This is a genomic window from Pseudomonas sp. FP1154, from assembly GCF_030687245.1.
Classification (GTDB): Bacteria; Pseudomonadota; Gammaproteobacteria; order Pseudomonadales; family Pseudomonadaceae; genus Aquipseudomonas; species Aquipseudomonas rhizophila.
On the sequence record NZ_CP117465.1, the window covers coordinates 242,654 to 266,432 of the forward strand.

The following is a 23,779-nucleotide window of genomic DNA, read 5'->3' on the forward strand; positions in this document are numbered from 1 at the left end:
GCGCTTCAGACAAGGAGAACGTCATGAGTGATGAGCAAACCCTACTGCCCCAGCCCAGCAAGGAGGCGCGCCAATGGGCGATGTTCTGTCACTTGTCCGCCTTGTTGGGCATCTGGATTCCGTTCGGTACGCTGATCGGTCCGTTGGTGCTCTGGCAGCTCAAGCGCGAGACTGACCCGTTCATCGATGCACAAGGCAAGGAAGCGCTGAACTTCCAGATCACTGTGGCAATTGCCTCGGCGATCAGCCTGCTCCTGATGATCGTGGTGATCGGCTTCTTCCTGTTCGGGCTGGTGGCTATCGGTGCGCTGGTGCTGACCATCATCGGTGGGGTGAAGGCCAATGAAGGGCAGCCGTATCGGTATCCGTTTACCTGGCGGCTGGTCAAATAACGATCAACGAGTAACCACTTGTGGGAGCGAGCCTGCTCGCGATAGCGGTTCATCATTCAACACAAATGTTGGCTGACCCACCGCCATCGCGAGCAGGCTCGCTCCCACAGTAGAAAGGGTTGCTCACAAAAAAACCGACATGGCTGTCGGTTTTTTTGTGGCTGCGAAACGACACTCAGATCGTCAGCGTCCAGTCGTAATCCACGATCAGTGGCGCATGCTGCGAGAAGCGTGGCTGGCGCGGCAGGCGAGCGCTGCGCACGAAGCGGCGCAGACCAGGCGTCAGCAACTGGTAGTCGAAACGCCAGCCGAGGTTGAGCATCTCGGCCTGTTCGTTGTCTGGCCACCAGCTGTATTGGTCGCCTTCACGGCTGACTTCCCGCAGGGCGTCAACATAGCCCATGTTGCCGACAATCTCGTCCATCCAGGCCCGTTCCGGCGCCAGGAAACCCGGGGATTGCTGGCTGTCGCGCCAGTTCTTGATATCCAGCTTCTGTTGCGCCACGTACAGCGAGCCACAATAGATGTACTCGCGACGTTTGCGCCGCTGTTTATCCAGATAACGGGCGAAGTCGTCCATCAACTTGAATTTCTGATTCAAATCTTCATCGCCGTTCTGCCCCGAAGGGAGCAGTAAGGTCGCGATGCTGACCTTGTCGAAATCGGCCTGCAGGTAGCGCCCGTAGCGGTCCGCCGTCTCGAAACCGAGACCGTTGATGACAGCCTTCGGTTGCAGCCGCGAGTACAAAGCCACGCCACCCTGGGCGGGGACTTCGGCATCGCAGGCATAAAGGAAGTAACCATCCAGTTGGAAGGCTGCATCGTCCAGTTCAAAGGCGGAGGCGCGGGTGTCCTGCAGGCAGATGACGTCGGCATTCTGTGCTTGCAGCCAACTGAGCAACCCTCGCTCCACTGCAGCCTGAATACCATTGACGTTCACACTGATGATCCGCATAAATGGCCCCAAAAATCACGTGCGTGTATGATACACGGCGTGTACCTATTTAGCTAAATCCGTGGTATTTGGGGCTTTTTTCATGCAGGCGTATCAGCGCGATTTCATTCGTTTTGCCATCGATCGCGGCGTTTTGCGCTTCGGTGAGTTCACCCTCAAGTCCGGCCGCACGAGCCCGTACTTCTTCAATGCCGGCCTGTTCAACACCGGTGCCGCCCTGGCGCAACTGGGCCGTTTCTATGCGGCGGCCATTGTCGAGAGCGGCATTCCGTTCGACGTGCTGTTCGGCCCGGCCTACAAAGGCATTCCTCTGGCCGCCACCACTGCGGTCGCCCTGGCCGAACACCACGGCCGCGACCTGCCCTGGTGCTTCAACCGCAAGGAAGCCAAGGCTCATGGTGAAGGGGGCAGCCTGGTGGGCGCGCCGCTGACCGGTGAAGTGCTGATCATCGACGACGTGATCACCGCCGGCACCGCCATTCGTGAAGTGATGCAGATCATCGGTTCCCAGGAAGGCGCCAAGGCCGCCGGTGTGCTGATCGCCCTGAATCGCCAAGAGCGCGGCAACGGTGAGTTGTCGGCGATCCAGGAAGTGGAGCGTGACTTCAACATTCCGGTGGTCAGCATCGTGTCGCTGACCCAGGTGCTGGAGTTTTTGGCCGACGACCCGCAGCTCAAGCAGCATTTGCCGGCGGTTGAGGCTTATCGGGCGCAGTTCGGCGTTTAAAGATTTGCACATTCCCTGGTGGGAGCGAGCCTGCTCGCGATAGCCATTCAACATTCATGTTGGCTGAATCACCGCTATCGCGAGCAAGCTCGCTCCTACAGTGCGTAAAAAAAGACCCCGCTCAGTCTGGCTGAGCGGGGTCTTTTTTCATGGGGTGTCGCTTACGGACGCTTGCGATTGCTGATCAACGTACCCACGCCGGTATCGGTGAAGATCTCCAGCAGGATCGCATTCGGTACCCGGCCGTCGATGATCAAGGAGCTGCCAACGCCGCCCTGGACCGCTTCCAGTGCGCAGCGGATCTTCGGCAGCATGCCGCCGTAGATGGTGCCGTCGGCGATCAGTTCATCGACCTGTTGAGTCGACAATCCGGTCAGGACCTTGCCGGTCTTGTCCATCAGGCCGGCGATGTTGGTCAGCAGCATCAGCTTTTCCGCTTTCAGTGCTTCGGCAACCTTGCCTGCCACCAGGTCGGCGTTGATGTTGTACGACTCACCGTTGGCGCCGACGCCGATGGGCGCGATTACCGGGATGAAGTCGCCCTTGACCAGCAGGTTCAGCAAGTCGGTGTTGATGCCGACCACTTCGCCCACATGGCCGATGTCGATGATTTCCGGCTGGGTCATCTCCGGCGTCTGGCGGGTAACGGTGAGTTTCTTCGCCCGGATCAGCTCGGCGTCTTTACCTGTCAGGCCGATGGCGCTGCCACCATGCCGGTTGATCAGGTTGACGATGTCCTTGTTGACCTGGCCGCCGAGGACCATCTCCACCACATCCATGGTCTGCGCGTCGGTGACGCGCATGCCGTCGATGAAGTGGCTCTCGATCGACAGGCGCTTGAGCAGGTCGCCGATCTGTGGGCCACCACCGTGAACGACCACCGGGTTGATGCCCACAGCCTTCATCAGCACGATGTCGCGAGCGAAGCCGGTTTTCAGCTCCTCGCTTTCCATCGCGTTGCCGCCGTATTTGATCACCAGGGTCTTGCCGACATAGCGTCGGATATAAGGCAACGCTTCGGACAGGACCTTGGCGGTATTGGCGGCGGCTTCGCGTTCGAGGGTCATTCAGGGCTCCGGTGGTGCTTCAAAAATCAGAACGGTAGTTGAAGATCAGGTGCAACACGTTTGAGTTGGGTGTGGAACACATCCTTGATGCGCTGCAGTTCGGCTTCGTTGTCGGCTTCGAAACGCAGCACCAGCACCGGCGTGGTGTTGGATGCGCGAACCAGGCCCCAGCCTTGGGGATAGTCGACCCGCACACCATCGATGGTGGTCAGTTCGGCCCCTTCGCCCCATTGAGCGTCGTGCAGTGCATCAATGATGCTGAATTTGCTCTCTTCGGTCACATGGATATTGATTTCCGGCGTAGAAATATCGTTCGGGAAGGTCGCGAAGAGCTCTTCGGCCGTGGATTTCTCTTTGCTGAGGATCTCCAGCAGGCGTGCGGCGCTGTAGATGCCGTCGTCGAAACCGAACCAGCGCTCCTTGAAGAAGATGTGGCCGCTCATTTCGCCGGCCAGCAGGGCGCCACTCTCTTTCATTTTCTTCTTGATCAACGAGTGGCCGGTTTTCCACATCAGTGGGCGACCGCCGTATTCCTTGATCAGCGGCACCAGGCGGCGGGTGCATTTAACGTCGAAAATGATTTCGGCGTTCGGATTGCGCGCCACCACGTCACGGGCGAACAGCATCAGCAAGCGGTCCGGGAACACGACGCTGCCGGTGTTGGTGACCACGCCCACGCGGTCGCCGTCGCCGTCGAAGGCCAGGCCCAGGTCGGCGTTGGTTTCCTCGACCTTGGCGATCAGGTCTTGCAGGTTTTCCAGCTTGCCCGGGTCCGGGTGATGGTTGGGGAAGTTGCCGTCCACTTCGCAGAACAGCGGGATGACTTCGCAGTTCAGGGCTTCAATCAGTTGTGGGGCGATCACGCCAGCGGCGCCGTTGCCGCAATCGACCACCACTTTCAGGCGGCGGGCGAGCTTCACATCTTTGACGATTTCATCGTTGTAGCGCTCCAGGATGTCCACCTTGGTGACGCTGCCCTGGCCGCTGCTCAGGTCATTGGTCTTGAGGCGGGTGTGCAAGGCCTGGATCTGCTCGTTGGCGAGGGTGTCGCCGGCGATGACGATCTTGAAGCCGTTGTAGTTCGACGGGTTGTGGCTGCCAGTGAGCATCACGCCGGATTTACCGGCCAGCACGTTGGCGGCGTAGTACAGCGCTGGCGTCGGCACCAGGCCCACGTCGCTGACATGGCAACCACTGTCGGCAACCCCTTTGATCAATTGTTCAACCAGCTCGGGGCCGGACAAGCGACCATCGCGACCGACGCACACGTTCGGTTCACCCTGGGCCAGGCTCTGGGAGCCGATGGCGCGGCCGATCCAATAGGCGGTTTCGGCGGTGAGGGTCTCCGGTACCACGCCACGGATGTCGTAGGCGCGGAAGATGCTGTCAGGAAAAATTGGGGCGATTGCGGCTGGGGTGTTCATGGGCGGGGCGCTCTATCAGGAAGATGACTGGACAGGCCGACGGTTCGCGTCGGCAGGCTCAAACTGAAGGGTATGACGGCGTTTTTGGCAGAGAGTTCGTGGTGGGAAAGTGCCATGAGACAGCGTTACCTCGCCTCTATCGCCTAATACATTGATTCCAAGTGGGAAACCTTGTAGCCAGCCTGTGGGCATTTTTCGTCCTGAAACAGAAGCTTAATAAAGGGGCCGGGCAAGGCGCCCGGCCTGAAACAGCTGGATCAGTGGCTGCCGGAATGCCCGAAGCCACCAGCGCCGCGCTGGCTCTCGTCGAATTCATCCACCAGTTCGAAGTGCGCCTGGACCACCGGTACCAGCACCAGTTGGGCGATGCGCTCGCCCACGGCGATGTTGAATGCCGTTTGACCACGGTTCCAGCACGACACCATCAGTTCGCCTTGGTAATCGGAGTCGATCAGGCCCACCAGGTTGCCCAGTACGATGCCATGCTTATGGCCCAGGCCCGAGCGCGGCAGGATCAACGCAGCCAGGCCTGGGTCGCCGATGTACACCGACAGGCCGGTTGGGATCAGCAGGGTCTGGCCGGGCTCCAGGACGGTGTCCTGCTTGAGCATGGCCCGCAGGTCGAGGCCGGCGGAACCCGGTGTGGCGTAATGCGGCAGCGGGAATTCGGTGCCGATGCGAGGGTCGAGGATCTTGGCTTGTAGAGCGTGCATGTCAATTAAACCTGGTTCAGCCGTTCGGCGATAAAAGTGATCAGCTGGCGGGCAATCTTGCTCTTGCTGGTCTGGGCGAAAAGGGTGGCATGCAACTGGCGGTCGATCACGCTGCAGGCGTTTTCTTCGCTGTTGAAGCCAATGCTCGGGTTGGCGACGTCGTTGGCGACGATCAAGTCCAGGTTCTTGTCCTTGAGCTTGCGCGCGGCGTAATCGAGCAGGTGCTCGGTTTCGGCGGCGAAGCCGACACTGAACGGACGGTCCGGGCGGGTGGCGATGGTCGCGAGAATGTCCGGGTTGCGCACCATTTGTAGTAGCAGGCCGTCGCCGCTCGTAGGGTCTTTCTTAAGTTTTTGCGGGGCGACTACTTCGGGGCGGTAGTCCGCCACCGCCGCCGAGGCGATGAACAGGTCGCACGGGATAGCCGCTTCGCAGGCCGCCAGCATGTCCCGGGCGCTGACCACGTCGATGCGGGTCACCCGATCAGGGGTTGGCAAATGCACGGGGCCGGTGATCAGCGTGACCCGGGCGCCGGCTTCCACGGCGGCTTCGGCCAGGGCGAAGCCCATTTTCCCGGAGCTGTGGTTGGTGATGTAGCGCACCGGGTCGATGTTTTCCTGGGTCGGTCCGGCGGTGATCAGCACATGCTTGCCGGTCAGTGCCTGGCGCTGGAAGCAGTCGGCGGCGCACTGGGCCAGGTCGTTGGCTTCGAGCATGCGTCCCATGCCGACATCGCCGCAGGCCTGGCTGCCGGAAGCCGGGCCAAAGACTTTCAGGTCGCGGCTTTGGAGCAATTGCAGATTGGCCTGGGTGGCCGGATCGCGCCACATGGCCTGGTTCATGGCTGGCGCGAGGGCAACCACGGCGTCGGTGGCGAGCACCAGGGTGGTCAGCAAATCATCGGCGATGCCTTGGGCCAGGCGGGCGATCAGGTCGGCCGTGGCTGGGGCGATCAGCACCAGGTCGGCCCACTTGGCCAGTTCGATATGACCCATGGCGGCTTCGGCCGCCGGGTCGAGCAGATCCAAGTGGACCGGGTGCCCGGACAGGGCCTGCATGGTCAGCGGGGTGATGAATTCACTGCCGCCGCGAGTCATGACGACCCGTACTTCCGCGCCCTGGTCGATAAGCCTGCGGACCAGCTCGGCGCTCTTGTAGGCGGCAATGCCGCCGCCGACGCCCAGAACGATGCGTTTCCGATACAGCCGCTGCATAGGCCTGCCTTTCGATTTCAATGGTCAGTGCAGGACGAACCCCACGGCAGCAGCCTGCCTGGGTGCAAATCGCCTGCAAAAAAGATGGGCTACGATATCACAGCGACCGCTACGGAACAGCGGCGCCCACAATCAGGGAGATGCTATGAGTATTCGCGACTGGCCGGTGGCCGAGCGGCCACGGGAGAGGTTACTGGAGTTGGGATCGGCGAGTCTTTCGGACGCCGAGCTTTTGGCGATTTTCTTGCGCACGGGTGTGTCGGGTAAAAGCGCCGTGGACCTGGCGCGACATCTGCTGCATCAATTTGGTGGCCTGCGGGTTTTGCTCGAGGCTGATCTGCGTACCTTCAACGCACATCTGGGGCTGGGCCCGGCGAAATTCGCGCAGTTGCAGGCCGTGCTGGAGATGGGGCGTCGGCATCTGGCCGAAAATTTGCGGCGGGAATCGGTGCTGGAGAGTCCGCTGGCCGTGCGGGACTACCTCAAGGCCATGTTGCGTCACGAGCCTCATGAAGTGTTTGGATGTCTGTTCCTCGATTCCCGGCATCGGGTGCTGGCGTATGAGGCGCTGTTTCGCGGTTCCATCGACAGTGCGAGTGTCTATCCCCGGCAGGTGGTCAAGCGCGCCCTGGCCCATAACGCCGCAGCGTTGATCCTGTGCCACAACCACCCCTCCGGCAACACCGAGCCCAGCCAGGCCGACCGGGTACTCACTGAGCGGCTTCAGGAAGCACTGGAGTTGATCGATGTGCGGGTGCTCGACCACTTCATCGTCGGCGATGGTGAGCCGCTGTCCATGGCGGAGTATGGGTGGATGTAGCCACGGTCAGGCTTGAATAATCCCTTGTGGGAGCAAAGCTTGCTCGCGATAGCGGTTTTACAGCCAACGGAAGTGTTGTATGTAACGACGTCATCGCGAGCAAGCTTTGCTCCCACAGGGGGGGCTGGCAGTGGTTACTTGATACTGACCTTGGAGTAATCCTGCCGCCCAAACGGGCTGACCGAGTAACCCTGCACATCCTTGCGGGTCAGGGCGAACGCGGTCGGGTGCGCCAGGGGCAGCCACAGGGCCTGTTGCTGGATCTGCGCCTGGGCCTGCTCATAGAGTTTGGTGCGCACGCCCTGCTCGCTCGTGGTTTTGCCGGCACTGATCACTTTATCCAGGTCCGGGTTGCAATAACGGGCGAAGTTGGTGCCGGACTTGAGTGCCGCGCAGGAAAACTGCGGCGTGAGGAAGTTGTCCGGGTCACCGTTGTCACCGGCCCAGCCCATGAACAGCAAGTCATGTTCGCCGGCCTTGGCGCGACGGATCAGTTCGCCCCATTCGATCACGCGAATCTCGGCCTGAATGCCGATCTGCGCCAGGTCGGCCTGCAGCAACTGCGCGCCCAGGCTGGGGTTGGGGTTCAGCAGGCTGCCGGAAGGGCGGGTCCAGATGGTGGTCTGAAAGCCGTCCTTCAAACCGGCCCTGGCCAGAAGATCACGGGCCTTGGCCGGGTCATGGGCGTAACCGGGCAAGTTTTTGGCGTAGCTCCAGGTGTTCGGAGGGTAGGGGCCCTTGGCCGCTTCGGCGGTGCCCTCGAAAACGGCCTTGAGGTAGCTGGCCTTGTCGAAGGCCAGGTTGACGGCTTGTCGAACCTCGGGCTTGTCGAAGGGCGGGTGCTGGCTGTTGATCGCCACGAACGCGGTCATGAAGGCGTCGGTCTGCGCCACTTTCAACGTCGGCTCCTGCCTGGCGGCCTGGACGTCCTGCGGCTTGGGTGACAGGGCGATCTGGCATTCGTTGCGCCGCAGTTTTTGCAGGCGCACATTCGCGTCCGGCGTGATGGCGAAGATCAGCGGATCCACCTGGGGCTTGCCGGCGAAATAGTCGTGGTTGGCCTTGTAGCGAATCGAAGCGTCTTTCTGGAACCGGTTGAAAATGAACGGGCCTGTGCCGATGGGCTGATTGTTGAGTGCTTCTGGCGTGCCGGCTTTCATCAGCTGATCGGCGTATTCGGCCGAATAGATGGAGGCAAAGCCCATGCTCAAGGTGGCCAGGAAGGTCGAATCCGCATGATCGAGGATGAAGCGCACGGTCAGCGGGTCCAGCGCGTCGATTTTCTTGATCAAGCTCGGTAGCTGCATGGACTGGGCGTGGGGGAAACCGCTCTGGGCGATTTTGTGCCAAGGGTTTGCCGGGTCAAGCATGCGTTCGAAGCTGAACTTGACGTCCTCGGCGGTCAGATCGCGGCGCGGCGTGAAGTATTCGGTCCGGTGGAATTTGACCTGGGGGCGCAGCTTGAGCACGTAGGTCAGTCCATCGGACGAGACTTCCCAGCTCTCGGCGAGGCTGGGGATGACCTTGCCGCTGGCGGTGTCGAAATCCACCAGGCGATTCATCAGCACGTCGGCGGATGCGTTGGTGGTGGTCAGCGAATTGTACTGAACGACATCGAATCCTTCCGGGCTGGCCTCGGTGCAAACGCTCAGGGCGGCGGCCTGGGCCAGCGGGCTGATCAGCAGAGGGGCGAGCAACAGTGGGAGGGCAGCGAGGCGCATGGTCGGTTTCCTGTGCAAGTCGAAGGCCCATCTGCATGTGCAGTCTGGAAAAGACCTACCCTAGTGGCCTCGTTGGAAAATGACTATCCCCTTTTTGCATTTTCCGGCACCCTGCGACGCTGTATTAACGGCTCAAGCTCGGCATCGGTTAAAAAAACCGGCCTGCAGCGACGAGCGGTCAAAGGCGGCGCCAGCCTGTGCCCCAGCCGTTCGGGGGCGTTACGCGTCGCTTTCCAACGAAGACAAATCACACCGGCAGTTGTTGCACTGTGGTCTTTCTGGTATAAAGCAGCGCTCTTTTCTAGGGGCCCGGTTCCTTCACTGTAGGTGTAGCCGGTAAGACCCTTAAAGAAACGCGGCGCCTGGCGCCAAATGACTGAGAGATTAAGCGGCCAACCCATGCCGGGTTGGGCATGTGGTTTTAGAGGGCTGAGGCATGTCGAGAGTCTGTCAAGTTACCGGTAAGGGTCCGGTGACTGGGAATAACATTTCCCACGCAAACAACAAAACCCGTCGTCGTTTCCTGCCGAACCTGCAGCATCACCGCTTCTGGGTTGAAGAAGAGAAACGTTTTGTGCGTCTGCGCGTATCTGCCAAAGGCATGCGTATCATCGACAAGCGTGGCATCAGTGTCGTGCTCGCCGAACTTCGCCGCGATGGCAAGATTTAAGGGAGCTAATCATGCGTGAATTGATTCGTTTGATCTCGAGCGCCGGTACTGGTCACTTCTACACTACCGACAAGAACAAGCGTACTACCCCGGACAAAATCGAGATCAAGAAATATGATCCGGTTGTTCGCAAGCACGTGATCTACAAGGAAGGCAAAATCAAGTAATTGATTTTTCCCTACTTACGAAAAAGGCCCGTATCGCAAGATACGGGCCTTTTTTGTTGCCGGATTTTTGTTGCCTGTCGGGGCCTCATCGCGAGCAGGCTCGCTCCCACAGGGCATTGTGCTTGCCTGAAACTCAGGCATTACACAGCGCCAATGTGGGAGCGAGCCTGCTCGCGATGAGGCCAGGTCTAACGATGCAAATCCTTAGACCTTCTGTTCAAACACCACATAAATCTTGCGGCACGCCTCCAACACTTCCCAAGTGCCGGTGAACCCCGCCGGGATCACGAAGCGGTCGCCGGCCCGCAGGGTCTTGGCATTGCCATCATTGTCCCGCAGCACGGAAACGCCCTGGACGATCTCGCAGTATTCATGTTCGGTGTAGTTGACCGTCCACTGGCCGACCGCGCCTTCCCACACGCCTGCATTCATTTGCCCGCAAGGGCTGCTGTAGTGGTTGAACACCGTTTGTTCGGGATCACCCTTGAGTACCTTGGCTGCGTCCGGGCGATAGCGTTCGGCGGTGGTACTGGCCTGACTGAAATCGACGATGTCCTGGATGCTCATGCGGCAATTCTCCGGTAATGACGGCGCGAATGGCTGGAAGAGCCAAAGTCTATGTTTATTAAAACGAACATCGCAAGGCCGTTTGCCAGCGTTGTGTCAAATATATTGAAACATTACCAGCCGCTGGTTTAGGGTGGCGGGTGCCCCGCGCCGAAAACAGGCCGGCTGGGCAGAATTCGTGGAGCGCTGCGCATCGCGTGGCGTTCGTACTCAATAAGAGGAGGACACTCGCATGACCACCCTGACTCGTGCCGACTGGGAACAACGCGCCCGCGACCTGACCATCGAAGGCCGTGCCTTCATCAACGGCGAATACACCGACGCGGTGTCCGGCGAAACCTTTGACTGCCTCAGCCCGGTGGATGGCCGTGTGCTGGGCAAGATCGCCAGTTGCGACGTCGCCGACGCCCAACGTGCCGTCGAAAACGCCCGCGCCACCTTCAACTCCGGTGTCTGGTCGCGCCTGGCGCCGAGCAAGCGTAAAGCGACCATGATTCGCTTTGCCGGCCTGCTCAAGCAGAACGCCGAAGAACTGGCGCTGCTCGAAACCCTGGACATGGGCAAGCCGATCAGCGACTCCTTGAATATCGATGTTCCCGGTGCAGCTCAAGCGTTGAGCTGGAGCGGTGAAGCCATCGACAAGATTTACGATGAAGTGGCCGCGACCCCCCACGATCAGTTGGGCCTGGTGACCCGTGAACCGGTGGGCGTCGTAGGCGCTATCGTGCCGTGGAATTTCCCACTGATGATGGCCTGCTGGAAGCTCGGCCCGGCGCTGTCCACCGGTAACTCGGTGGTGCTCAAGCCGTCGGAAAAATCCCCGCTCACCGCTATCCGCATTGCCGCATTGGCAGTGGAGGCCGGTATTCCCAAGGGCGTGCTCAACGTGCTGCCGGGCTACGGCCACACGGTTGGCAAGGCCCTTGCCCTGCACATGGACGTCGATACCCTGGTGTTCACCGGTTCCACCAAAATCGCCAAGCAACTGATGGTTTACTCGGGCGAGTCCAACATGAAGCGTGTCTGGCTGGAAGCCGGCGGCAAGAGCCCGAACATCGTGTTCGCCGATGCCCCGGACCTGCAAGCCGCCGCCGAGTCCGCCGCCAGCGCCATTGCCTTCAACCAGGGCGAAGTCTGCACCGCGGGCTCGCGACTGTTGGTGGAGCGTTCCATCAAGGACACCTTCCTGCCGCTGGTGATTGAAGCGCTCAAGGGCTGGAAACCTGGCAACCCCCTGGACCCGGCCACCAATGTCGGCGCCCTGGTGGATACCCAGCAGATGAACACCGTGCTGTCCTACATCGAGGCCGGTCACAGCGACGGCGCCAAGCTGGTGGCCGGCGGCAAGCGGATCCTCGAAGAAACCGGCGGTACCTATGTCGAGCCGACGATTTTCGACGGGGTGAGCAACGCCATGAAAATCGCCCAGGAAGAGATTTTCGGTCCGGTGTTGTCGGTCATCGCTTTCGATACCGCCGAGGAGGCCATCCAGATTGCCAACGACACGCCGTACGGCCTGGCCGCGGCGGTATGGACCAAGGACATTTCCAAGGCTCACCTGACCGCCAAGGCGCTGCGTGCTGGCAGCGTTTGGGTCAACCAGTATGACGGCGGCGACATGACCGCACCGTTCGGCGGCTTCAAGCAGTCGGGTAACGGCCGCGACAAGTCGCTGCATGCGTTCGACAAGTACACCGAGCTGAAGGCGACCTGGATCAAGCTCTGACAGGGGCGGCCCCGGATCCTGTTCGGGGCTGCATGCAGTGCTGGTCCCCTGTGGGAGCGAGCCTGCTCGCGATAGCGGTGTGACAGTCGACGACTCTGTTGAATGTTGCGCCGCTATCGCGAGCAGGCTCGCTCCCACAGTGTTTTGTGGGGCCTGAAAATCGATAACTATCCACAGGAGCGTGGAAATGCGTTGGGCGACCTATTTCGCCGTGTTGGCATCTGTCCTGAGTGTCGGCTTGGCGCTGGGCGTGAGCATGCCGCTGGTGTCGCTGCGTCTGGAAGGCTGGGGTTATGGTTCGTTTGCCATCGGGGTGATGGCCGCCATGCCGGCCGTTGGGGTGCTGGTCGGGGCCAAGGTGTCGAGTCGGCTTGCGGCGCGGTTCGGCACGGCGGCGTTGATGCGCTTGTGCTTGTGGGGTGGGGCGGTGTCCATCGGGTTGCTGGCGCTGTTGCCCAGCTATCCGGTCTGGTTGGTGCTGCGGCTGATGATCGGCGTCGTCCTGACCCTGGTGTTCATTCTGGGTGAAAGCTGGATCAACCAACTGGTGATCGAACAATGGCGCGGACGGTTGGTGGCGTTGTACGGCAGCAGTTACGCCCTGAGTCAGTTGTCTGGTCCGTTGCTGCTGGGTGCGCTGGGGACTGATCACGATTATGGCTTTTGGGTGGGTGTCGGTCTTTTGCTGGTTTCGCCGTTGCTGTTGCTGGGACGCAGCGGTGCGCCCAGCAGTGAAGCCTGCAGCGTCACTTTCAAGGATCTATGGGCGTTTTGTCGTGGGTTGCCGGCAATCGCCTGGGCGGTGTCGTTGTTCGCGGCGTTCGAGGCAATGATCCTGACTCTGCTGCCGGTTTACTGTTTGCGTCAGGGCTTCAGCGCCGACATTGCGCTGGCGATGGTCAGCACGGTAGTGGTCGGTGATGCCTTGTTGCAGTTGCCCATTGGCGCTCTTGCGGACCGCCTGTCGCGCCGGTCGTTGTTCACTGGCTGTGCGGTGGCGCTGATGCTGTCGAGCCTGGCGGTTCCACTGCTGATCGATACCTTGCTGATCTGGCCACTGTGGGTGCTGTTTGGCGCCAGCGCAGGCGGGTTGTTCACCTTGTCACTGATCCTGATCGGCGAGCGTTATCGCGACGATGCGCTGGTGCGGGCCAACGCCCATATTGCCCAGTTGTGGGGGATCGGTTGCCTGATTGGCCCGCTGGCGGCGGGGGCGGGCAGTCAATGGATCAGTGGGCATTGCGCTGCCCTTGTTCATGGCCGCGGGAGCGTTCGGCTTGGTGGTTCTGTTGTTGCGCCAAGGGGCGTTTGGCGCCACGCAACCTGCCTGAACAAAGTGAAGCCTTGGGCAGACGTGCTGAGCCCGGGGCTTCTACAGCATTCGCTCCAGCCCAACGGTGGTGGCGAACCAGGCGTTGAAGCGGCGCCACCAACTGCCGGGTTCGCGGTCCAGGTCATGCAGTTGGCCGTTGTCTTCGGTGGTCCATATCAGCTTCCCGTCCTTCAGGCGGGCCTGGTAACTCAGGGCCGGTGCCATGCCCTGCAAGGCCAGTTCGCGCACTTGGCCGGCGAGTTCGGGACTGTCGACCAAGACCCCCACTTCGGTGTTCCACAGCACTGAACGCGGATCGAAATTGAACGAGCCGATGAAGGATTTCTTCCGGTCGAAGATGATCGCCTTGCTATGCAGGCTGGAGTCCGATTCGCCGTAGGACTTGCTGTAGAACAAATGGGGGCTGCCACCCGTGTCCCCGGGCTGGCGACGCAATTCGTACAGCCGCACCCCATGTTGCAGCAAAGCCCTGCGATACGGCGCGTAACCGCCGTGCACCGCCGGTACGTCGGTGGCCTCCAGGGAGTTGGTCAAAAGACTCACCGCCACTCCGGCATCGGCCCGGCTGGTCAGGTAGACCAACCCTGGCTGGCCGGGCACGAAGTAGGCCGAAATCATGATCAGTTCTTCACTGACCCCCGTCAGCTCCGGGCCCAATTGCGTGGTCAGCAACAACTGCGGATCAGGCTCATCCCTGGCCAGGACTTTGCTGGGTGCATCCCACAGCGCCTGGTTCCAGGCCCAGATCAATTGCCTGCGCCAGATGTCCAGGCGCGGTTGGGTCCGGTAGGAGGTCAACTGCTGGTAAAGCGCGTGATTTTCCTTGTGCGTCTGCTCCAGTGACTCTTGCAGGCGCAGGCGGCTGTTGGCCAGATCCTTGGGGGTTGGCCGACGGGACAGGAATTGTTCGATGGGTTTGCTCAGGGCGCTGTTCCAGTATTGGTCGAAGCTGTGCCCCAATTGTTCGGCCACCGGCCCAACGCCAAGCAGGTCGATGTCGGTGAAGTTCAGGTTGGGTTCGGCGTCGAAATATTCATCCCCCAGATTGCGACCGCCGACGATGGCCATGCTGTTGTCCGCCAGCCAGAGCTTGTTGTGCATGCGCCGGTGTTGCAATGAGAGGTTGAGCAGCCGCCCGAGGCTGCGGGTTACCCCGGTGGCGCGCCCCAGATGAAGTGGGTTGAACAGGCGTATCTGGATCCGCGGATGAGCGGCGAGGGTCGCGATGATCTGATCCTGGCCATCGCTGGTGGTGTCATCCAGCAGGATGCGCACGCGTACGCCGCGGTCGGCGGCTTTGAGCAATTCATCCACCAGCATTCGCGTGCTGATGCCGTCATGAACGATGTAGTACTGCAAATCCAGGCTGCTTTGGGCGTTGCGGATCAACTCGGCCCGGGCGGAGAAGGCGTCGGTACTGTCAGATAGCAGGCGGAAACCCGAGCGTCCCTCGTGTGGAGCGGCCTGGGCCTGTACCGAGCGTCCGAACGAAGATTCGGTTGCCGGGAGCGCCTGGGAAGGTTCGCGGGTGATGTCAAAACTGGCACAGCCGCCCAGCAGCGAGGCGACTAGCAGGAGCACAGGCAGGATGGGTCTGGGTCTCACGTAGGCTCGTTCCGCTTGTTTGCGTTGATCGGCTTGTGGGTGCTGCTTCCCTGAGTAAAGCTCAGACGGCGTCGAGTCGGGTTTCGTTCAACAACGCAATGGCCGCGGCGCCGACCTTGCGGACGGCGTCCTCGATCTGTGCCGTTGGTTTGGCAGCGTAGTTCATGCGCAGGCAATTGCGGTACTTGCCCGAGGCGGAAAATATGCTGCCGACCGCCACCTGCACGCCCTGGTCATGCAGGACCCGATTAAGCTTGAGTGTATCGAAGCCTTCGGGGAGTTCGACCCAGAGCATAAAGCTGCCGCGCGGGCGGCTGGCGCGAGTACCCGCTGGAAAATAGCGGCTGACCCAGTCGATCATGACGTCGCGATTGCGTTGGTATTGGCTGCGCATCCGCCGCAAATGCGGTTCGAAGTGCCCGCCCTTGAGAAACTCCGCAATGGCTATCTGCGGTTGCGGTGCGGTGGAGCCGGTGCTGATGTATTTCATGTGCAGCACCCGTTCCAGATAGCGGCCGGGTGCGACCCAGCCCACTCGCAAACCCGGTGCCAGTGTCTTGGAAAAAGAACTGCAGAGTAGGACGCGGCCATCGTCGTCGAAGGATTTGATCGTGCGGGGGCGCGGGTAGGTGTAGGCCAGTTCCCCATACACATCGTCCTCGATAATCGCCACGTCGAAGCGCTGCGCCAAGGTCAGCAACGCGCGTTTGTTGGCCTCGGGCATGATGTAGCCTAGCGGGTTGTTACAACTGGGCGTCAACTGTATGGCCTTGATGGGCCACTGTTCCAGCGCCAGCTCCAGGGCCTCCAGGCTGATGCCGGTCAGTGGATCGGTGGGGATTTCCAGGGCCTTCATGCCCAGGCCCTTGAGGGTTTGCATGGCGCCGTGAAAGCTGGGGGAGTCCACCGCGACGATATCGCCTTGTTCACAGGTGGCGCGGATGCTGACCGACAGCGCTTCGTGACAGCCCGTGGTGACGATCAGGTCGCCGGCTCCCAGTTTGCAACCCGAGTCCAGCGACAGGCGAGCGATCTGTTCGCGCAGCGCGAGGTTGCCGTAGATGTTGTCGTAATACAGGCCCGGCATGTCTTGCCGGCGGCTGATCTGCGCCAGGCTGCGCAACAGCGGTTTCATGGTCGGCGAGTTGATATCCGGCATGCCTCGGCCCAGTTGCACCACGTCTTTGCGTGGTACCGAGCGTATCAGCTCCAGCACTTGGTCCCATTGGGAGATGTCCACCGGTCGTTGGGCTGGGCGACCCACTACCGGCAGGTCCGGCAGTTCACGGCTGGCCGGTACGAAATACCCTGATTTGGGTTTTGGCATCGCCAGCCCGCTGTCCTCCAGCACGCGATAGGCCTGCTGCACCGTACTCAGGCTGACACCGTGCTCCATGCTCAGCGCGCGCACTGACGGCAGCCGGTCGCCGGGACGGTAGAAGCCCTGTTCGATGCGGGTGCCGAGCAATTCGGCGAGGTTCACATAAAGGGTCATGGCGCGCTCTCGATGAAGTGGACAACGGTAACCAATACAGTTGCGGCGGAAAAAGACAATTCAGTGTCGAAAAGCCGCAATCTGTATGCATGGAAAACACATTGTTTGAATCTGTATTGATTCTGGCCGTCCGCGCATCATGAAAGCTCTGGCTACCCAAGTAAACAGGAGCGATCAAAATGAACGGCTTGAGCGATGTGCGGCTGACGTTACACAGCCAGGAACTGGCGGCGGGGCAGGAAAAGGAGCTACGCAATGCGATGTTGCACAGTGCTCCGTCCAGCCTGAGCCGCTGGGCCCTGTTCTGGCGTCGTCTGCATACACGCAAGGCCTTGTTGGAGCTCACACCCGAACAGTTGCGTGATATCGGGCTGAGCCGAGAGCAGGCGCGGGAGGAGGGCTTGAAGCCGTTCTGGCGGCTTTGAAGCGGTACCGGGCCTGAAACTGCTATCGCGGGCATGCCTTGCTCTTACAGCCCTCTTTCAATCTGTGCGAGCAAGGCGTGCCCGCGATAGCGTCACCAGTAGCGCTGGGCGCTTTAAACCAACTCTTTCAACCGATGCCACAGCATCCCCAGTGCCAACAGTGGCGAGCGCAGATGCTTTCCGCCCGGGAAGGTCATGTGCGGCACCTGGGCGAAAAGATCGAAACCACCACTCTGTTGCCCACTGATGGCTTCGGCCAACAGCTTGCCGGCCAGGTGCGTGGCATTCACTCCGTGGCCGGAGTAGGCCTGGGCGTAGTACACGTTGGGCTGATCCTTGAGTCGACCGATCTGCGGCAAGCGGTTGGCGCCGATGCCGATCATCCCGCCCCATTGAAAGTCGATTTTCACCTGCGCCAGTTGCGGGAACACCTTGAGCATTTTCGGACGCATGTACGCGCCAATGTCTTGCGGGTCACGACCCGAGTAATGGCAGGCTCCGCCGAACAGTAAGCGTCGATCCGCGGAAAGCCGGTAGTAATCCAGCGCCACCCGTTGATCACAGACCGCCATGTTCTGCGGCAACAACGCCTGGGCCTGAGCCTCGCTCAAAGGTTCAGTGGCGATGATGTAGCTGCCGGCGGGCAGCACTTTGCCGCTGAGTTCCGGGTTGAGCCCATTGAGGTAGGCGTTGCAGCCCAGCACCAGGGTCTTGGCCCGGACCGCACCCTGTTGGGTGTGCACCTTCACTTCCGGGCCGTAATCAATGCGCGTGACCGCCGATTGTTCGAACAGCCGGACCCCCAGTTGCTGCGCGGCGCAGGCTTCGCCCAAGGCCAGGTTCAGCGGATGCAAATGGCCCGAGCCCATGTCGATCAGGCCGCCGACGTAGCGATCCGAACCCACCACACTGTGCATTTCGTGGGCTTGCAGCAGCCGGGTCTGATGGCGATACCCCAAGCTGCGCAGCTCTTCAGCGTCCTCAGCGAAACCTTCCAGGTCGCCTGGCTTGTTGGCGAGGTCGCAATAACCCCAGGTGAGGTCGCAGTGGATCTGAAAGCGCTCGACCCGTTGACGGACGATTTCCACCGCCTCAAGACCCATGAGCTTCATCTGGCGTACGCCGTCGGCACCGATGACCGGGGCGAACTGATCAAGGCCATGACCGACGCCGCGAATCAGTTGACCGCCGTTGCGCCCGCTGGCCCCCCAGCCGATCTTGTGCGCTTCCAGCAGCACTACGCTCATGCCGCGCTCGGCCAGTTCGATCGCTGTGTTCAACCCCGAGAACCCACCGCCTACCACGCAGACATCCGCCACCAGCTCGCCCTGCAGCAGCGGATGATCCGGTTGCGGCAAGCTGCTGGCGGCGTAGTAAGAGGCGGCGTGCGAATGGCTCGGGACAGGTTGCTGAACACGGGCGTTCATGTGCGTAATCCTGATTATTGTGTTTGAGAAATTTTACGGAGCATAAGCCGGGGATTCGTCCATGGGCAACACCGGTCGGTTGGCGCTGTCTGGGACAGGGCTTTTCGTGCAGAATCCTGCCTTGTCCCGTCTCGGTAGCCGCTTCGATGAGCTGCAACAGTCAAAAAATCCGCACGCTGCGCCAACAGATTCCCTCGTTCGAGTGCGTACCGGGCTGCCATGACTGCTGCGGGCCAGTGACCACCTCGCCTGAGGAAATGGCCCGCTTGCCACGCAAGACTCGCGCCGAACAGGACGCGGCCATGGAAGCGCTCGACTGTGTGCACTTGGGACCCAATGGCTGCACAGTCTATGACGAGCGGCCGCTGATCTGCCGGTTGTTCGGCACCACGGCGACCTTGCCGTGTCCCAATGGCCGGCGGCCGGTGGAACTGATTCATCCGCGGGTCGAGAAGCAGATTCACGAATATATGGCCAGCACCCGGCAGGTATTGGTGTAGCCAAGAACGCCCCTCAATCCGGAATCGGCAGGTTCAAGCTCTCCTTCACTTCTTCCATCACGATGTAGCTCTTGGATTCGCGCACGTGGGGCAGCTTGAGCAGGATGTCGCCCAGCAGCTTGCGGTACGAAGCCATCTCGGAAATCCGCGCTTTCACCAGATAGTCAAAGTCGCCTGACACCAGATGGCATTCGAGCACGTGAGGCAATTTCAGCACCGCGCGCCGGAATTCTTCAAAGGTGTCGCCGGATTTGTAGTCGAGGCTGATTTCGACGAACACCAGCAGACTTCCCTTCAGATGCTGCGGATTGAGCCGGGCGTTGTAGCCCATGATGATTCCCTCGCGCTCCAGGCGACGAACCCGCTCGGTGCAGGGCGTGGTGGAGAGGCCGACCTTTTCCCCAAGCTCCGTAAAGGAAATCCGTCCATCCGCCTGGAGGATGCGCAGGATGTTGCGGTCGATCTTGTCCAGCTCACGTTTGGTCTGAGTGTTGGTCCGCACAGGTGATGCTCCTCCATGAAAAGGGTTTTTGCCGAGAATTCTCGCCAAATATAGGCATTTATATAGTGAAAAGCACTGCCTGATCTTTTCTAAACTGCGTACATTACGGTCTGTACAACAAAACGTCAGCGGTTATCCGCGATGAGGGCTTCAACATGCGCGTTCTGGTTTTAGGTAGCGGCGTCATCGGTACCGTCAGTGCTTACTACCTGGCCCGTGCCGGGTTTGAAGTCGTGGTGGTTGATCGTCAGCCGGCGCCAGCCATGGAAACCAGTTTTGCCAATGCCGGCCAGGTATCGCCGGGTTATGCCTCGCCGTGGGCCGCGCCAGGTGTGCCACTCAAGGCCATCAAGTGGCTGCTGCAGCGCCACGCACCGCTGGCGATCAAGGCCACCGCCGACATCGACCAGTACCTGTGGATGGCGCAGATGCTGCGCAACTGCACCGCCAATCGTTATGCCGTGAACAAGGAGCGCATGGTGCGCCTGTCCGAGTACAGCCGCGACTGCCTCGACGAACTGCGCGCCGAAACCGGGATTGCCTACGAAGGCCGCAGTCTGGGGACCACTCAATTGTTCCGTACCCAGGCTCAGGTTGATGGTGCGGCCAAAGACATCGCCGTGCTGAAAGAGTCCGGTGTGCCCTTCGAAGTGCTGGACCGTGAAGGCATTGCCCGCGTCGAGCCGGCATTGGCCAATGTCACCGACATCCTGGCCGGAGCCTTGCGTCTGCCCAATGACCAGACTGGCGACTGTCAGATGTTTACCACGCGTCTGGCGCAAATGGCCGTGAAACTCGGTGTGGAATTCCGCTTTGGCCAGGATATCCAGCGCCTGGACTACGCCGGTGATCGCATCAACGGCGTCTGGATCGACGGCAAGCTGGAAACCGCTGACCGCTACGTCCTGGCCCTGGGCAGTTATTCACCGCAATTGCTCAAACCGCTGGGCATTCGTGCGCCGGTGTATCCGCTCAAGGGTTATTCCCTGACGGTGCCGATCACCAATCCGGCGATGGCTCCGACCTCGACCATTCTCGACGAAACCTACAAGGTCGCGATTACCCGGTTCGATAACCGCATCCGTGTGGGCGGCATGGCGGAAATCGCCGGTTTTGACCTGTCTCTCAACCCGCGTCGGCGTGAAACCCTGGAGATGATCGTCAACGACCTTTATCCTCAGGGCGGCGATCTGGCCCAGGCCAGTTTCTGGACCGGTCTGCGTCCGACCACTCCGGATGGCACACCGATCGTGGGCGCCACCCCGTTCAAGAACCTGTTCCTGAACACCGGCCACGGCACCCTCGGTTGGACCATGGCCTGTGGTTCCGGGCGCTTGCTGGCGGACCTGATGGCGAAGAAAAAACCACAGATCAGCGCCGAAGGCCTCGATATTTCCCGTTATGGCAGTAAACACCAGGAGTCTGCAAAACATGTCAATCCAGCGCCAGCTCACCAATGACCGCATGAGTCAGGTCGTCCTGCACAACGGCACTGTTTACCTGGCCGGGCAGGTTGGCGACGACATGAGTGCCGGTATCGAACAGCAGACCCGTGAAACCCTGGCCAATATCGAGCGTTTGCTGGACCTGGCCGGGACCGACAAAAATCATCTGTTGTCGGTGACGATTTACCTGAAAGACATCGACGCCCATTTCGAAGGCATGAACGCGATCTGGGACAAATGGCTGCCCAAGGGCGTCGCGCCGGCCCGGGCCACTGTGCAAGCCAAACTGTGCGAACCGGAAATCCTGGTGGAGCTGTCCGTCGTGGCAGCGCTGCCCTAAACCCGGAAAACGATCCCTCTTGCGGTGCTGTTGGTGGTTCATGCCGTCAGCCAGCGCCGTTTTTTTTACCTAGTCCGCCTAGAAGCCTGCCGCCATGCGTCCTGCCCGTGCTCTGATCGACCTTCAAGCCTTACGTCACAACTACCAATTGGCCCGCGAAGTGACGGGGGCCAAAGCTCTTGCGGTGATCAAGGCCGATGCCTATGGGCACGGCGCAGTGCGCTGCGCCGAGGCTTTGCAGGACACGGCCGATGGGTTTGCCGTGGCTTGCATCGAAGAAGCGCTGGAACTGCGGGCCGGCGGGATTCGTGGGCCGGTCTTGCTGCTGGAAGGATTCTTCGAGGCCGATGAACTGTCGCTGATCGTCGAACACGATTTCTGGTGTGTGGTGCATTCGTTGTGGCAGCTCGAAGCGATTGAAAACGCGACCCTGAGCAAGCCGATTACGGTCTGGCTCAAGCTCGACTCGGGGATGCATCGGGTGGGGCTGCATCCGGCGGATTATCAGGCGGCCTATCGTCGACTGCTGGCCAGCGGCAAGGTGGCGAAGATCGTGTTGATGAGCCATTTCGCCCGCGCCGATGAACTGCACGATCCCAGCAGCACCGAGCAACTGGCCGTGTTCGAGGCGGCCCGCCAGGGGCTGGCGGCGCAGATCAGTTTGCGCAACTCCCCGGCAGTGCTGGGTTGGCCGCAGATACCAAGCGACTGGGTGCGGCCAGGCATCATGCTGTACGGTGCGACCCCCTTCGAGGAAGCCAACGCCGTCGCTGCGCGGCTGCAGCCGGTCATGACTCTGGAGTCCAAGATCATCAGCGTGCGTGAATTGCCCGCCGGCGAGCCGGTGGGGTATGGCGCCCGTTTTGTCACCGCGCAACCGACGCGGGTCGGCGTGGTTGCCATGGGATACGCCGACGGTTACCCGCGCCAGGCGCCGAACGGTACGCCGGTGCTGGTGCACGGGCAGCCTAGTCAACTGGTCGGTCGGGTCTCCATGGACATGCTGTGTGTCGACTTGACGAATATCCCCAACGCCGGGCTCGGTTCGACCGTGGAACTGTGGGGCAAGACTATCCTGGCCAGTGATGTCGCGAAGGCGGCCGGCACGATTCCTTATCAGATTTTCTGCAACCTGCGCCGGGTTCCACGGCTCTATTCCGGGGGCTGACGCAAAGCGCAATCTACCGAAAGTCGCTTCACCGCACGGGATTGAGGTCAAAGTGTTGTAAATACTGAACGCTGTCGCCATGATAACGCTCACTTTCCACACAACCTGATTCCCTGGAGGCTCCAGCATTGGACGTCGGTGAACGACTGCAATCCATTCGTAAACTCAAAGGCCTTTCCCAGCGTGAACTCGCCAAGCGCGCGGGCGTCACCAACAGCACCATTTCGATGATCGAGAAAAACAGCGTCAGCCCCTCGATCAGCTCGCTGCGTAAGGTCCTTGGCGGGATTCCCATGTCCATGGTCGAGTTTTTCTCCGAAGAAATTCTGCAGGAGAAACCGACTCAGATCGTCTACAAAGCCAATGAACTGATCGACATTTCCGACGGTGCCGTCACCATGAAACTGGTGGGCCGGGCGCACCCCAGCCGGGCGATTGCCTTTCTCAACGAGATCTACCCGCCTGGCGCCGATACCGGTGACGAGATGCTTACCCATGAGGGCGAAGAGACCGGGATTCTGGTGGAAGGGCGGCTGGAGTTGGTGGTCGGCGCCGAAACCTTCGTACTCGAAGCGGGCGATAGCTACTATTTCGAGAGCACCAAGCCACACCGTTTCCGTAATCCGTTCGATGCGCCGGCGCGACTGATCAGCGCAGCCACACCGGCCAATTTCTAGGAAAAGAGGCGCCGTGCCCGGACGGCAAAGGCGCCCGAAGGATGAGCTGTCATGACAAACAAGACCCTTGCGACTTTGGGGTTGTTTCAGTGTGACGGCCTTCCCGCTATACTTGCGCCCGCCTGCAAACCGTGGCCGCAGGCGTGACTAGCCACCATTGAGGGTGTACGCGTGAATCTAATTATGAAAATGCTGGCTGCACCAGCAACCGTATTGGCCCTATGGGCAGCCAGTGTCCAAGCAGCGCCCAACGACGAAATCGCCAAGCGCCTTGAACCGGTCGGCCAGGTCTGCGTTCAGGGGCAGGAATGCAAGGGCATGGAGGTCGTGGCTTCGGCTGGCGGCGGTGGAGCCAAGACGCCGAAGGATGTTATTGCAAAACACTGCAATGCTTGCCACGGCACCGGCCTGCTGGGCGCTCCGAAAATCGGCGACACGGCTGCCTGGAAAGAGCGCGCCGATCATCAGGGCGGCCTCGACGGCATCCTGGCCAAGGCGATCACTGGCATCAACGCCATGCCGCCTAAAGGCACCTGCGCCGATTGCTCGGATGAAGAGCTCATGGGCGCGATCAAAGAGATGTCGGGTCTGTAATAGCCAGCATCTTCCACAAGAAAGCCGCTTACGAGCGGCTTTTTTGTGCCCGGTGGTTTTACAAAGGCTGTTCATCGCAACCAAGACCCGGCAAGCTCGGTCCAA

General features: G+C 60.6%; 23 protein-coding genes and 2 pseudogenes. 14 read left to right on the forward strand and 11 right to left on the reverse strand.

The features are described from left to right. Positions 1-23: 23 nt before the first annotated feature. Complete coding sequence (locus tag PSH91_RS01035) at positions 24-392, forward strand: DUF4870 domain-containing protein (RefSeq protein WP_047226168.1); 369 nt, start codon at positions 24-26, stop codon at positions 390-392. A 175-nt stretch (positions 393-567) separates the two neighbouring features. On the opposite strand, the gene PSH91_RS01040 is transcribed toward PSH91_RS01035, so the two are convergent. Next, positions 568-1,347 carry an exodeoxyribonuclease III gene (locus tag PSH91_RS01040; RefSeq protein WP_003177265.1) on the reverse strand — a complete coding sequence of 260 codons (780 nt, stop codon included), beginning with the start codon at positions 1,345-1,347 and terminating at the stop codon, positions 568-570. Positions 1,348-1,429: 82 nt separating this feature from the next. Here PSH91_RS01040 and pyrE point away from each other — a divergent pair, with 82 nt between their 5' ends. Beyond that, positions 1,430-2,074: an orotate phosphoribosyltransferase gene (gene pyrE / locus PSH91_RS01045; RefSeq protein ID WP_047226167.1), complete on the forward strand. Its 645-nt coding sequence runs from the start codon at positions 1,430-1,432 to the stop codon at positions 2,072-2,074. A 161-nt stretch (positions 2,075-2,235) separates the two neighbouring features. Here the strand turns inward: pyrE and argB are convergent, their stop codons facing one another. From argB to coaBC, 4 genes and pseudogenes are all read right to left on the reverse strand, one after another. Next, complete coding sequence (gene argB / locus PSH91_RS01050) at positions 2,236-3,141, reverse strand: acetylglutamate kinase (protein WP_047226166.1); 906 nt, start codon at positions 3,139-3,141, stop codon at positions 2,236-2,238. 26 nt (positions 3,142-3,167) lie between these two features. After that, positions 3,168-4,571: pseudogene (locus PSH91_RS01055) on the reverse strand (phosphomannomutase/phosphoglucomutase); the annotation flags it as partial. Positions 4,572-4,822: 251 nt separating this feature from the next. Beyond that, positions 4,823-5,278, reverse strand: coding sequence for a dUTP diphosphatase (gene dut / locus PSH91_RS01060; protein WP_173406319.1), 456 nt, complete (start codon positions 5,276-5,278; stop codon positions 4,823-4,825). 5 nt (positions 5,279-5,283) lie between these two features. Beyond that, positions 5,284-6,492 (reverse strand): bifunctional phosphopantothenoylcysteine decarboxylase/phosphopantothenate--cysteine ligase CoaBC, encoded by a 1,209-nt coding sequence (gene coaBC, locus PSH91_RS01065; protein ID WP_047226163.1) that lies wholly within the window; start codon positions 6,490-6,492, stop codon positions 5,284-5,286. A 145-nt stretch (positions 6,493-6,637) separates the two neighbouring features. On the opposite strand from coaBC, the gene radC reads away from it, so the two are divergent. Next, positions 6,638-7,312 (forward strand): DNA repair protein RadC, encoded by a 675-nt coding sequence (gene radC, locus PSH91_RS01070; protein WP_047226162.1) that lies wholly within the window; start codon positions 6,638-6,640, stop codon positions 7,310-7,312. 134 nt (positions 7,313-7,446) lie between these two features. Here the strand turns inward: radC and PSH91_RS01075 are convergent, their stop codons facing one another. Beyond that, positions 7,447-9,033, reverse strand: coding sequence for an ABC transporter substrate-binding protein (locus tag PSH91_RS01075; RefSeq protein WP_305467057.1), 1,587 nt, complete (start codon positions 9,031-9,033; stop codon positions 7,447-7,449). A gap of 436 nt (positions 9,034-9,469) precedes the next feature. Here PSH91_RS01075 and rpmB point away from each other — a divergent pair, with 436 nt between their 5' ends. Together rpmB and rpmG are read left to right on the forward strand one after the other, a co-directional pair. Further along, positions 9,470-9,703, forward strand: coding sequence for a 50S ribosomal protein L28 (rpmB, locus tag PSH91_RS01080; RefSeq protein WP_003229474.1), 234 nt, complete (start codon positions 9,470-9,472; stop codon positions 9,701-9,703). An 11-nt stretch (positions 9,704-9,714) separates the two neighbouring features. Beyond that, the gene (gene rpmG, locus PSH91_RS01085; protein WP_003177274.1) at positions 9,715-9,870 is read left to right on the forward strand and encodes a 50S ribosomal protein L33; all 156 of its coding nucleotides are present in this window, start codon (positions 9,715-9,717) and stop codon (positions 9,868-9,870) included. 204 nt (positions 9,871-10,074) lie between these two features. On the opposite strand, the gene PSH91_RS01090 is transcribed toward rpmG, so the two are convergent. Then, positions 10,075-10,437 (reverse strand): cupin domain-containing protein, encoded by a 363-nt coding sequence (locus PSH91_RS01090; protein ID WP_076383089.1) that lies wholly within the window; start codon positions 10,435-10,437, stop codon positions 10,075-10,077. A 232-nt stretch (positions 10,438-10,669) separates the two neighbouring features. Here PSH91_RS01090 and PSH91_RS01095 point away from each other — a divergent pair, with 232 nt between their 5' ends. After that, the gene (locus PSH91_RS01095) at positions 10,670-12,163 is read left to right on the forward strand and encodes an aldehyde dehydrogenase (RefSeq protein ID WP_107321363.1); all 1,494 of its coding nucleotides are present in this window, start codon (positions 10,670-10,672) and stop codon (positions 12,161-12,163) included. A gap of 187 nt (positions 12,164-12,350) precedes the next feature. After that, positions 12,351-13,494 (forward strand): annotated as a pseudogene (locus PSH91_RS01100) (MFS transporter). Between the two features lie 41 nt (positions 13,495-13,535). Here PSH91_RS01100 and PSH91_RS01105 read toward each other — a convergent pair. Both PSH91_RS01105 and PSH91_RS01110 read right to left on the reverse strand, forming a co-directional pair. Then, positions 13,536-15,101, reverse strand: a complete 1,566-nt coding sequence (locus tag PSH91_RS01105; protein ID WP_047226157.1) for a phospholipase D family protein — start codon at positions 15,099-15,101, stop codon at positions 13,536-13,538. 61 nt (positions 15,102-15,162) lie between these two features. Further along, a complete protein-coding gene (locus tag PSH91_RS01110; RefSeq protein ID WP_047226156.1) occupies positions 15,163-16,596 on the reverse strand; it encodes a PLP-dependent aminotransferase family protein in 1,434 nt (477 codons plus the stop codon). A gap of 179 nt (positions 16,597-16,775) precedes the next feature. On the opposite strand from PSH91_RS01110, the gene PSH91_RS01115 reads away from it, so the two are divergent. Continuing rightward, positions 16,776-17,021, forward strand: a complete 246-nt coding sequence (locus PSH91_RS01115; RefSeq protein WP_047226155.1) for a DUF1127 domain-containing protein — start codon at positions 16,776-16,778, stop codon at positions 17,019-17,021. A 113-nt stretch (positions 17,022-17,134) separates the two neighbouring features. Here the strand turns inward: PSH91_RS01115 and PSH91_RS01120 are convergent, their stop codons facing one another. Beyond that, the gene (locus PSH91_RS01120; protein WP_160891372.1) at positions 17,135-18,448 is read right to left on the reverse strand and encodes an FAD-binding oxidoreductase; all 1,314 of its coding nucleotides are present in this window, start codon (positions 18,446-18,448) and stop codon (positions 17,135-17,137) included. A gap of 146 nt (positions 18,449-18,594) precedes the next feature. On the opposite strand from PSH91_RS01120, the gene PSH91_RS01125 reads away from it, so the two are divergent. After that, on the forward strand, positions 18,595-18,948 hold the full coding sequence (locus PSH91_RS01125; protein WP_003206850.1) for a YkgJ family cysteine cluster protein: 354 nt from the start codon (positions 18,595-18,597) through the stop codon (positions 18,946-18,948). 13 nt (positions 18,949-18,961) lie between these two features. Here PSH91_RS01125 and PSH91_RS01130 read toward each other — a convergent pair whose 3' ends face one another. Further along, positions 18,962-19,450, reverse strand: a complete 489-nt coding sequence (locus tag PSH91_RS01130; protein WP_003206849.1) for an Lrp/AsnC ligand binding domain-containing protein — start codon at positions 19,448-19,450, stop codon at positions 18,962-18,964. Positions 19,451-19,605: 155 nt separating this feature from the next. Between PSH91_RS01130 and dadA the strand changes: the two genes are divergently transcribed. From dadA to PSH91_RS01155, 5 genes are all read left to right on the forward strand, one after another. After that, positions 19,606-20,910 (forward strand): D-amino acid dehydrogenase, encoded by a 1,305-nt coding sequence (gene dadA, locus PSH91_RS01135; protein ID WP_047226153.1) that lies wholly within the window; start codon positions 19,606-19,608, stop codon positions 20,908-20,910. Then, positions 20,882-21,235: a RidA family protein gene (locus tag PSH91_RS01140; protein WP_047226152.1), complete on the forward strand. Its 354-nt coding sequence runs from the start codon at positions 20,882-20,884 to the stop codon at positions 21,233-21,235. Before dadA ends, PSH91_RS01140 begins: the two co-directional genes overlap by 29 nt. Before the next feature lie 94 nt (positions 21,236-21,329). Continuing rightward, positions 21,330-22,403 carry an alanine racemase gene (gene alr / locus PSH91_RS01145; RefSeq protein WP_047226151.1) on the forward strand — a complete coding sequence of 358 codons (1,074 nt, stop codon included), beginning with the start codon at positions 21,330-21,332 and terminating at the stop codon, positions 22,401-22,403. Between the two features lie 128 nt (positions 22,404-22,531). Continuing rightward, positions 22,532-23,080, forward strand: coding sequence for a cupin domain-containing protein (locus PSH91_RS01150; RefSeq protein WP_047226150.1), 549 nt, complete (start codon positions 22,532-22,534; stop codon positions 23,078-23,080). A 183-nt stretch (positions 23,081-23,263) separates the two neighbouring features. Continuing rightward, positions 23,264-23,674, forward strand: a complete 411-nt coding sequence (locus tag PSH91_RS01155; protein ID WP_047226149.1) for a cytochrome c5 family protein — start codon at positions 23,264-23,266, stop codon at positions 23,672-23,674. Positions 23,675-23,779 lie beyond the last annotated feature (105 nt).

Excerpts from the sequence above, each read along its gene's own strand:
- PSH91_RS01035 (WP_047226168.1), top strand. The coding sequence starts at position 24 with ATGAGTGATGAGCAAACCCTACTGCCCCAGCCCAGCAAGGAGGCGCGC.
- PSH91_RS01040 (WP_003177265.1), bottom strand. The coding sequence starts at position 1,347 with ATGCGGATCATCAGTGTGAACGTCAATGGTATTCAGGCTGCAGTGGAG.
- pyrE (WP_047226167.1), top strand. The coding sequence starts at position 1,430 with ATGCAGGCGTATCAGCGCGATTTCATTCGTTTTGCCATCGATCGCGGC.
- argB (WP_047226166.1), bottom strand. The coding sequence starts at position 3,141 with ATGACCCTCGAACGCGAAGCCGCCGCCAATACCGCCAAGGTCCTGTCC.
- dut (WP_173406319.1), bottom strand. The coding sequence starts at position 5,278 with ATGCACGCTCTACAAGCCAAGATCCTCGACCCTCGCATCGGCACCGAA.
- coaBC (WP_047226163.1), bottom strand. The coding sequence starts at position 6,492 with ATGCAGCGGCTGTATCGGAAACGCATCGTTCTGGGCGTCGGCGGCGGC.
- radC (WP_047226162.1), top strand. The coding sequence starts at position 6,638 with ATGAGTATTCGCGACTGGCCGGTGGCCGAGCGGCCACGGGAGAGGTTA.
- PSH91_RS01075 (WP_305467057.1), bottom strand. The coding sequence starts at position 9,033 with ATGCGCCTCGCTGCCCTCCCACTGTTGCTCGCCCCTCTGCTGATCAGC.
- rpmB (WP_003229474.1), top strand. The coding sequence starts at position 9,470 with ATGTCGAGAGTCTGTCAAGTTACCGGTAAGGGTCCGGTGACTGGGAAT.
- rpmG (WP_003177274.1), top strand. The coding sequence starts at position 9,715 with ATGCGTGAATTGATTCGTTTGATCTCGAGCGCCGGTACTGGTCACTTC.
- PSH91_RS01090 (WP_076383089.1), bottom strand. The coding sequence starts at position 10,437 with ATGAGCATCCAGGACATCGTCGATTTCAGTCAGGCCAGTACCACCGCC.
- PSH91_RS01095 (WP_107321363.1), top strand. The coding sequence starts at position 10,670 with ATGACCACCCTGACTCGTGCCGACTGGGAACAACGCGCCCGCGACCTG.
- PSH91_RS01110 (WP_047226156.1), bottom strand. The coding sequence starts at position 16,596 with ATGACCCTTTATGTGAACCTCGCCGAATTGCTCGGCACCCGCATCGAA.
- PSH91_RS01115 (WP_047226155.1), top strand. The coding sequence starts at position 16,776 with ATGAACGGCTTGAGCGATGTGCGGCTGACGTTACACAGCCAGGAACTG.
- PSH91_RS01120 (WP_160891372.1), bottom strand. The coding sequence starts at position 18,448 with ATGAACGCCCGTGTTCAGCAACCTGTCCCGAGCCATTCGCACGCCGCC.
- PSH91_RS01125 (WP_003206850.1), top strand. The coding sequence starts at position 18,595 with ATGAGCTGCAACAGTCAAAAAATCCGCACGCTGCGCCAACAGATTCCC.
- dadA (WP_047226153.1), top strand. The coding sequence starts at position 19,606 with ATGCGCGTTCTGGTTTTAGGTAGCGGCGTCATCGGTACCGTCAGTGCT.
- PSH91_RS01140 (WP_047226152.1), top strand. The coding sequence starts at position 20,882 with ATGTCAATCCAGCGCCAGCTCACCAATGACCGCATGAGTCAGGTCGTC.
- alr (WP_047226151.1), top strand. The coding sequence starts at position 21,330 with ATGCGTCCTGCCCGTGCTCTGATCGACCTTCAAGCCTTACGTCACAAC.
- PSH91_RS01155 (WP_047226149.1), top strand. The coding sequence starts at position 23,264 with ATGAAAATGCTGGCTGCACCAGCAACCGTATTGGCCCTATGGGCAGCC.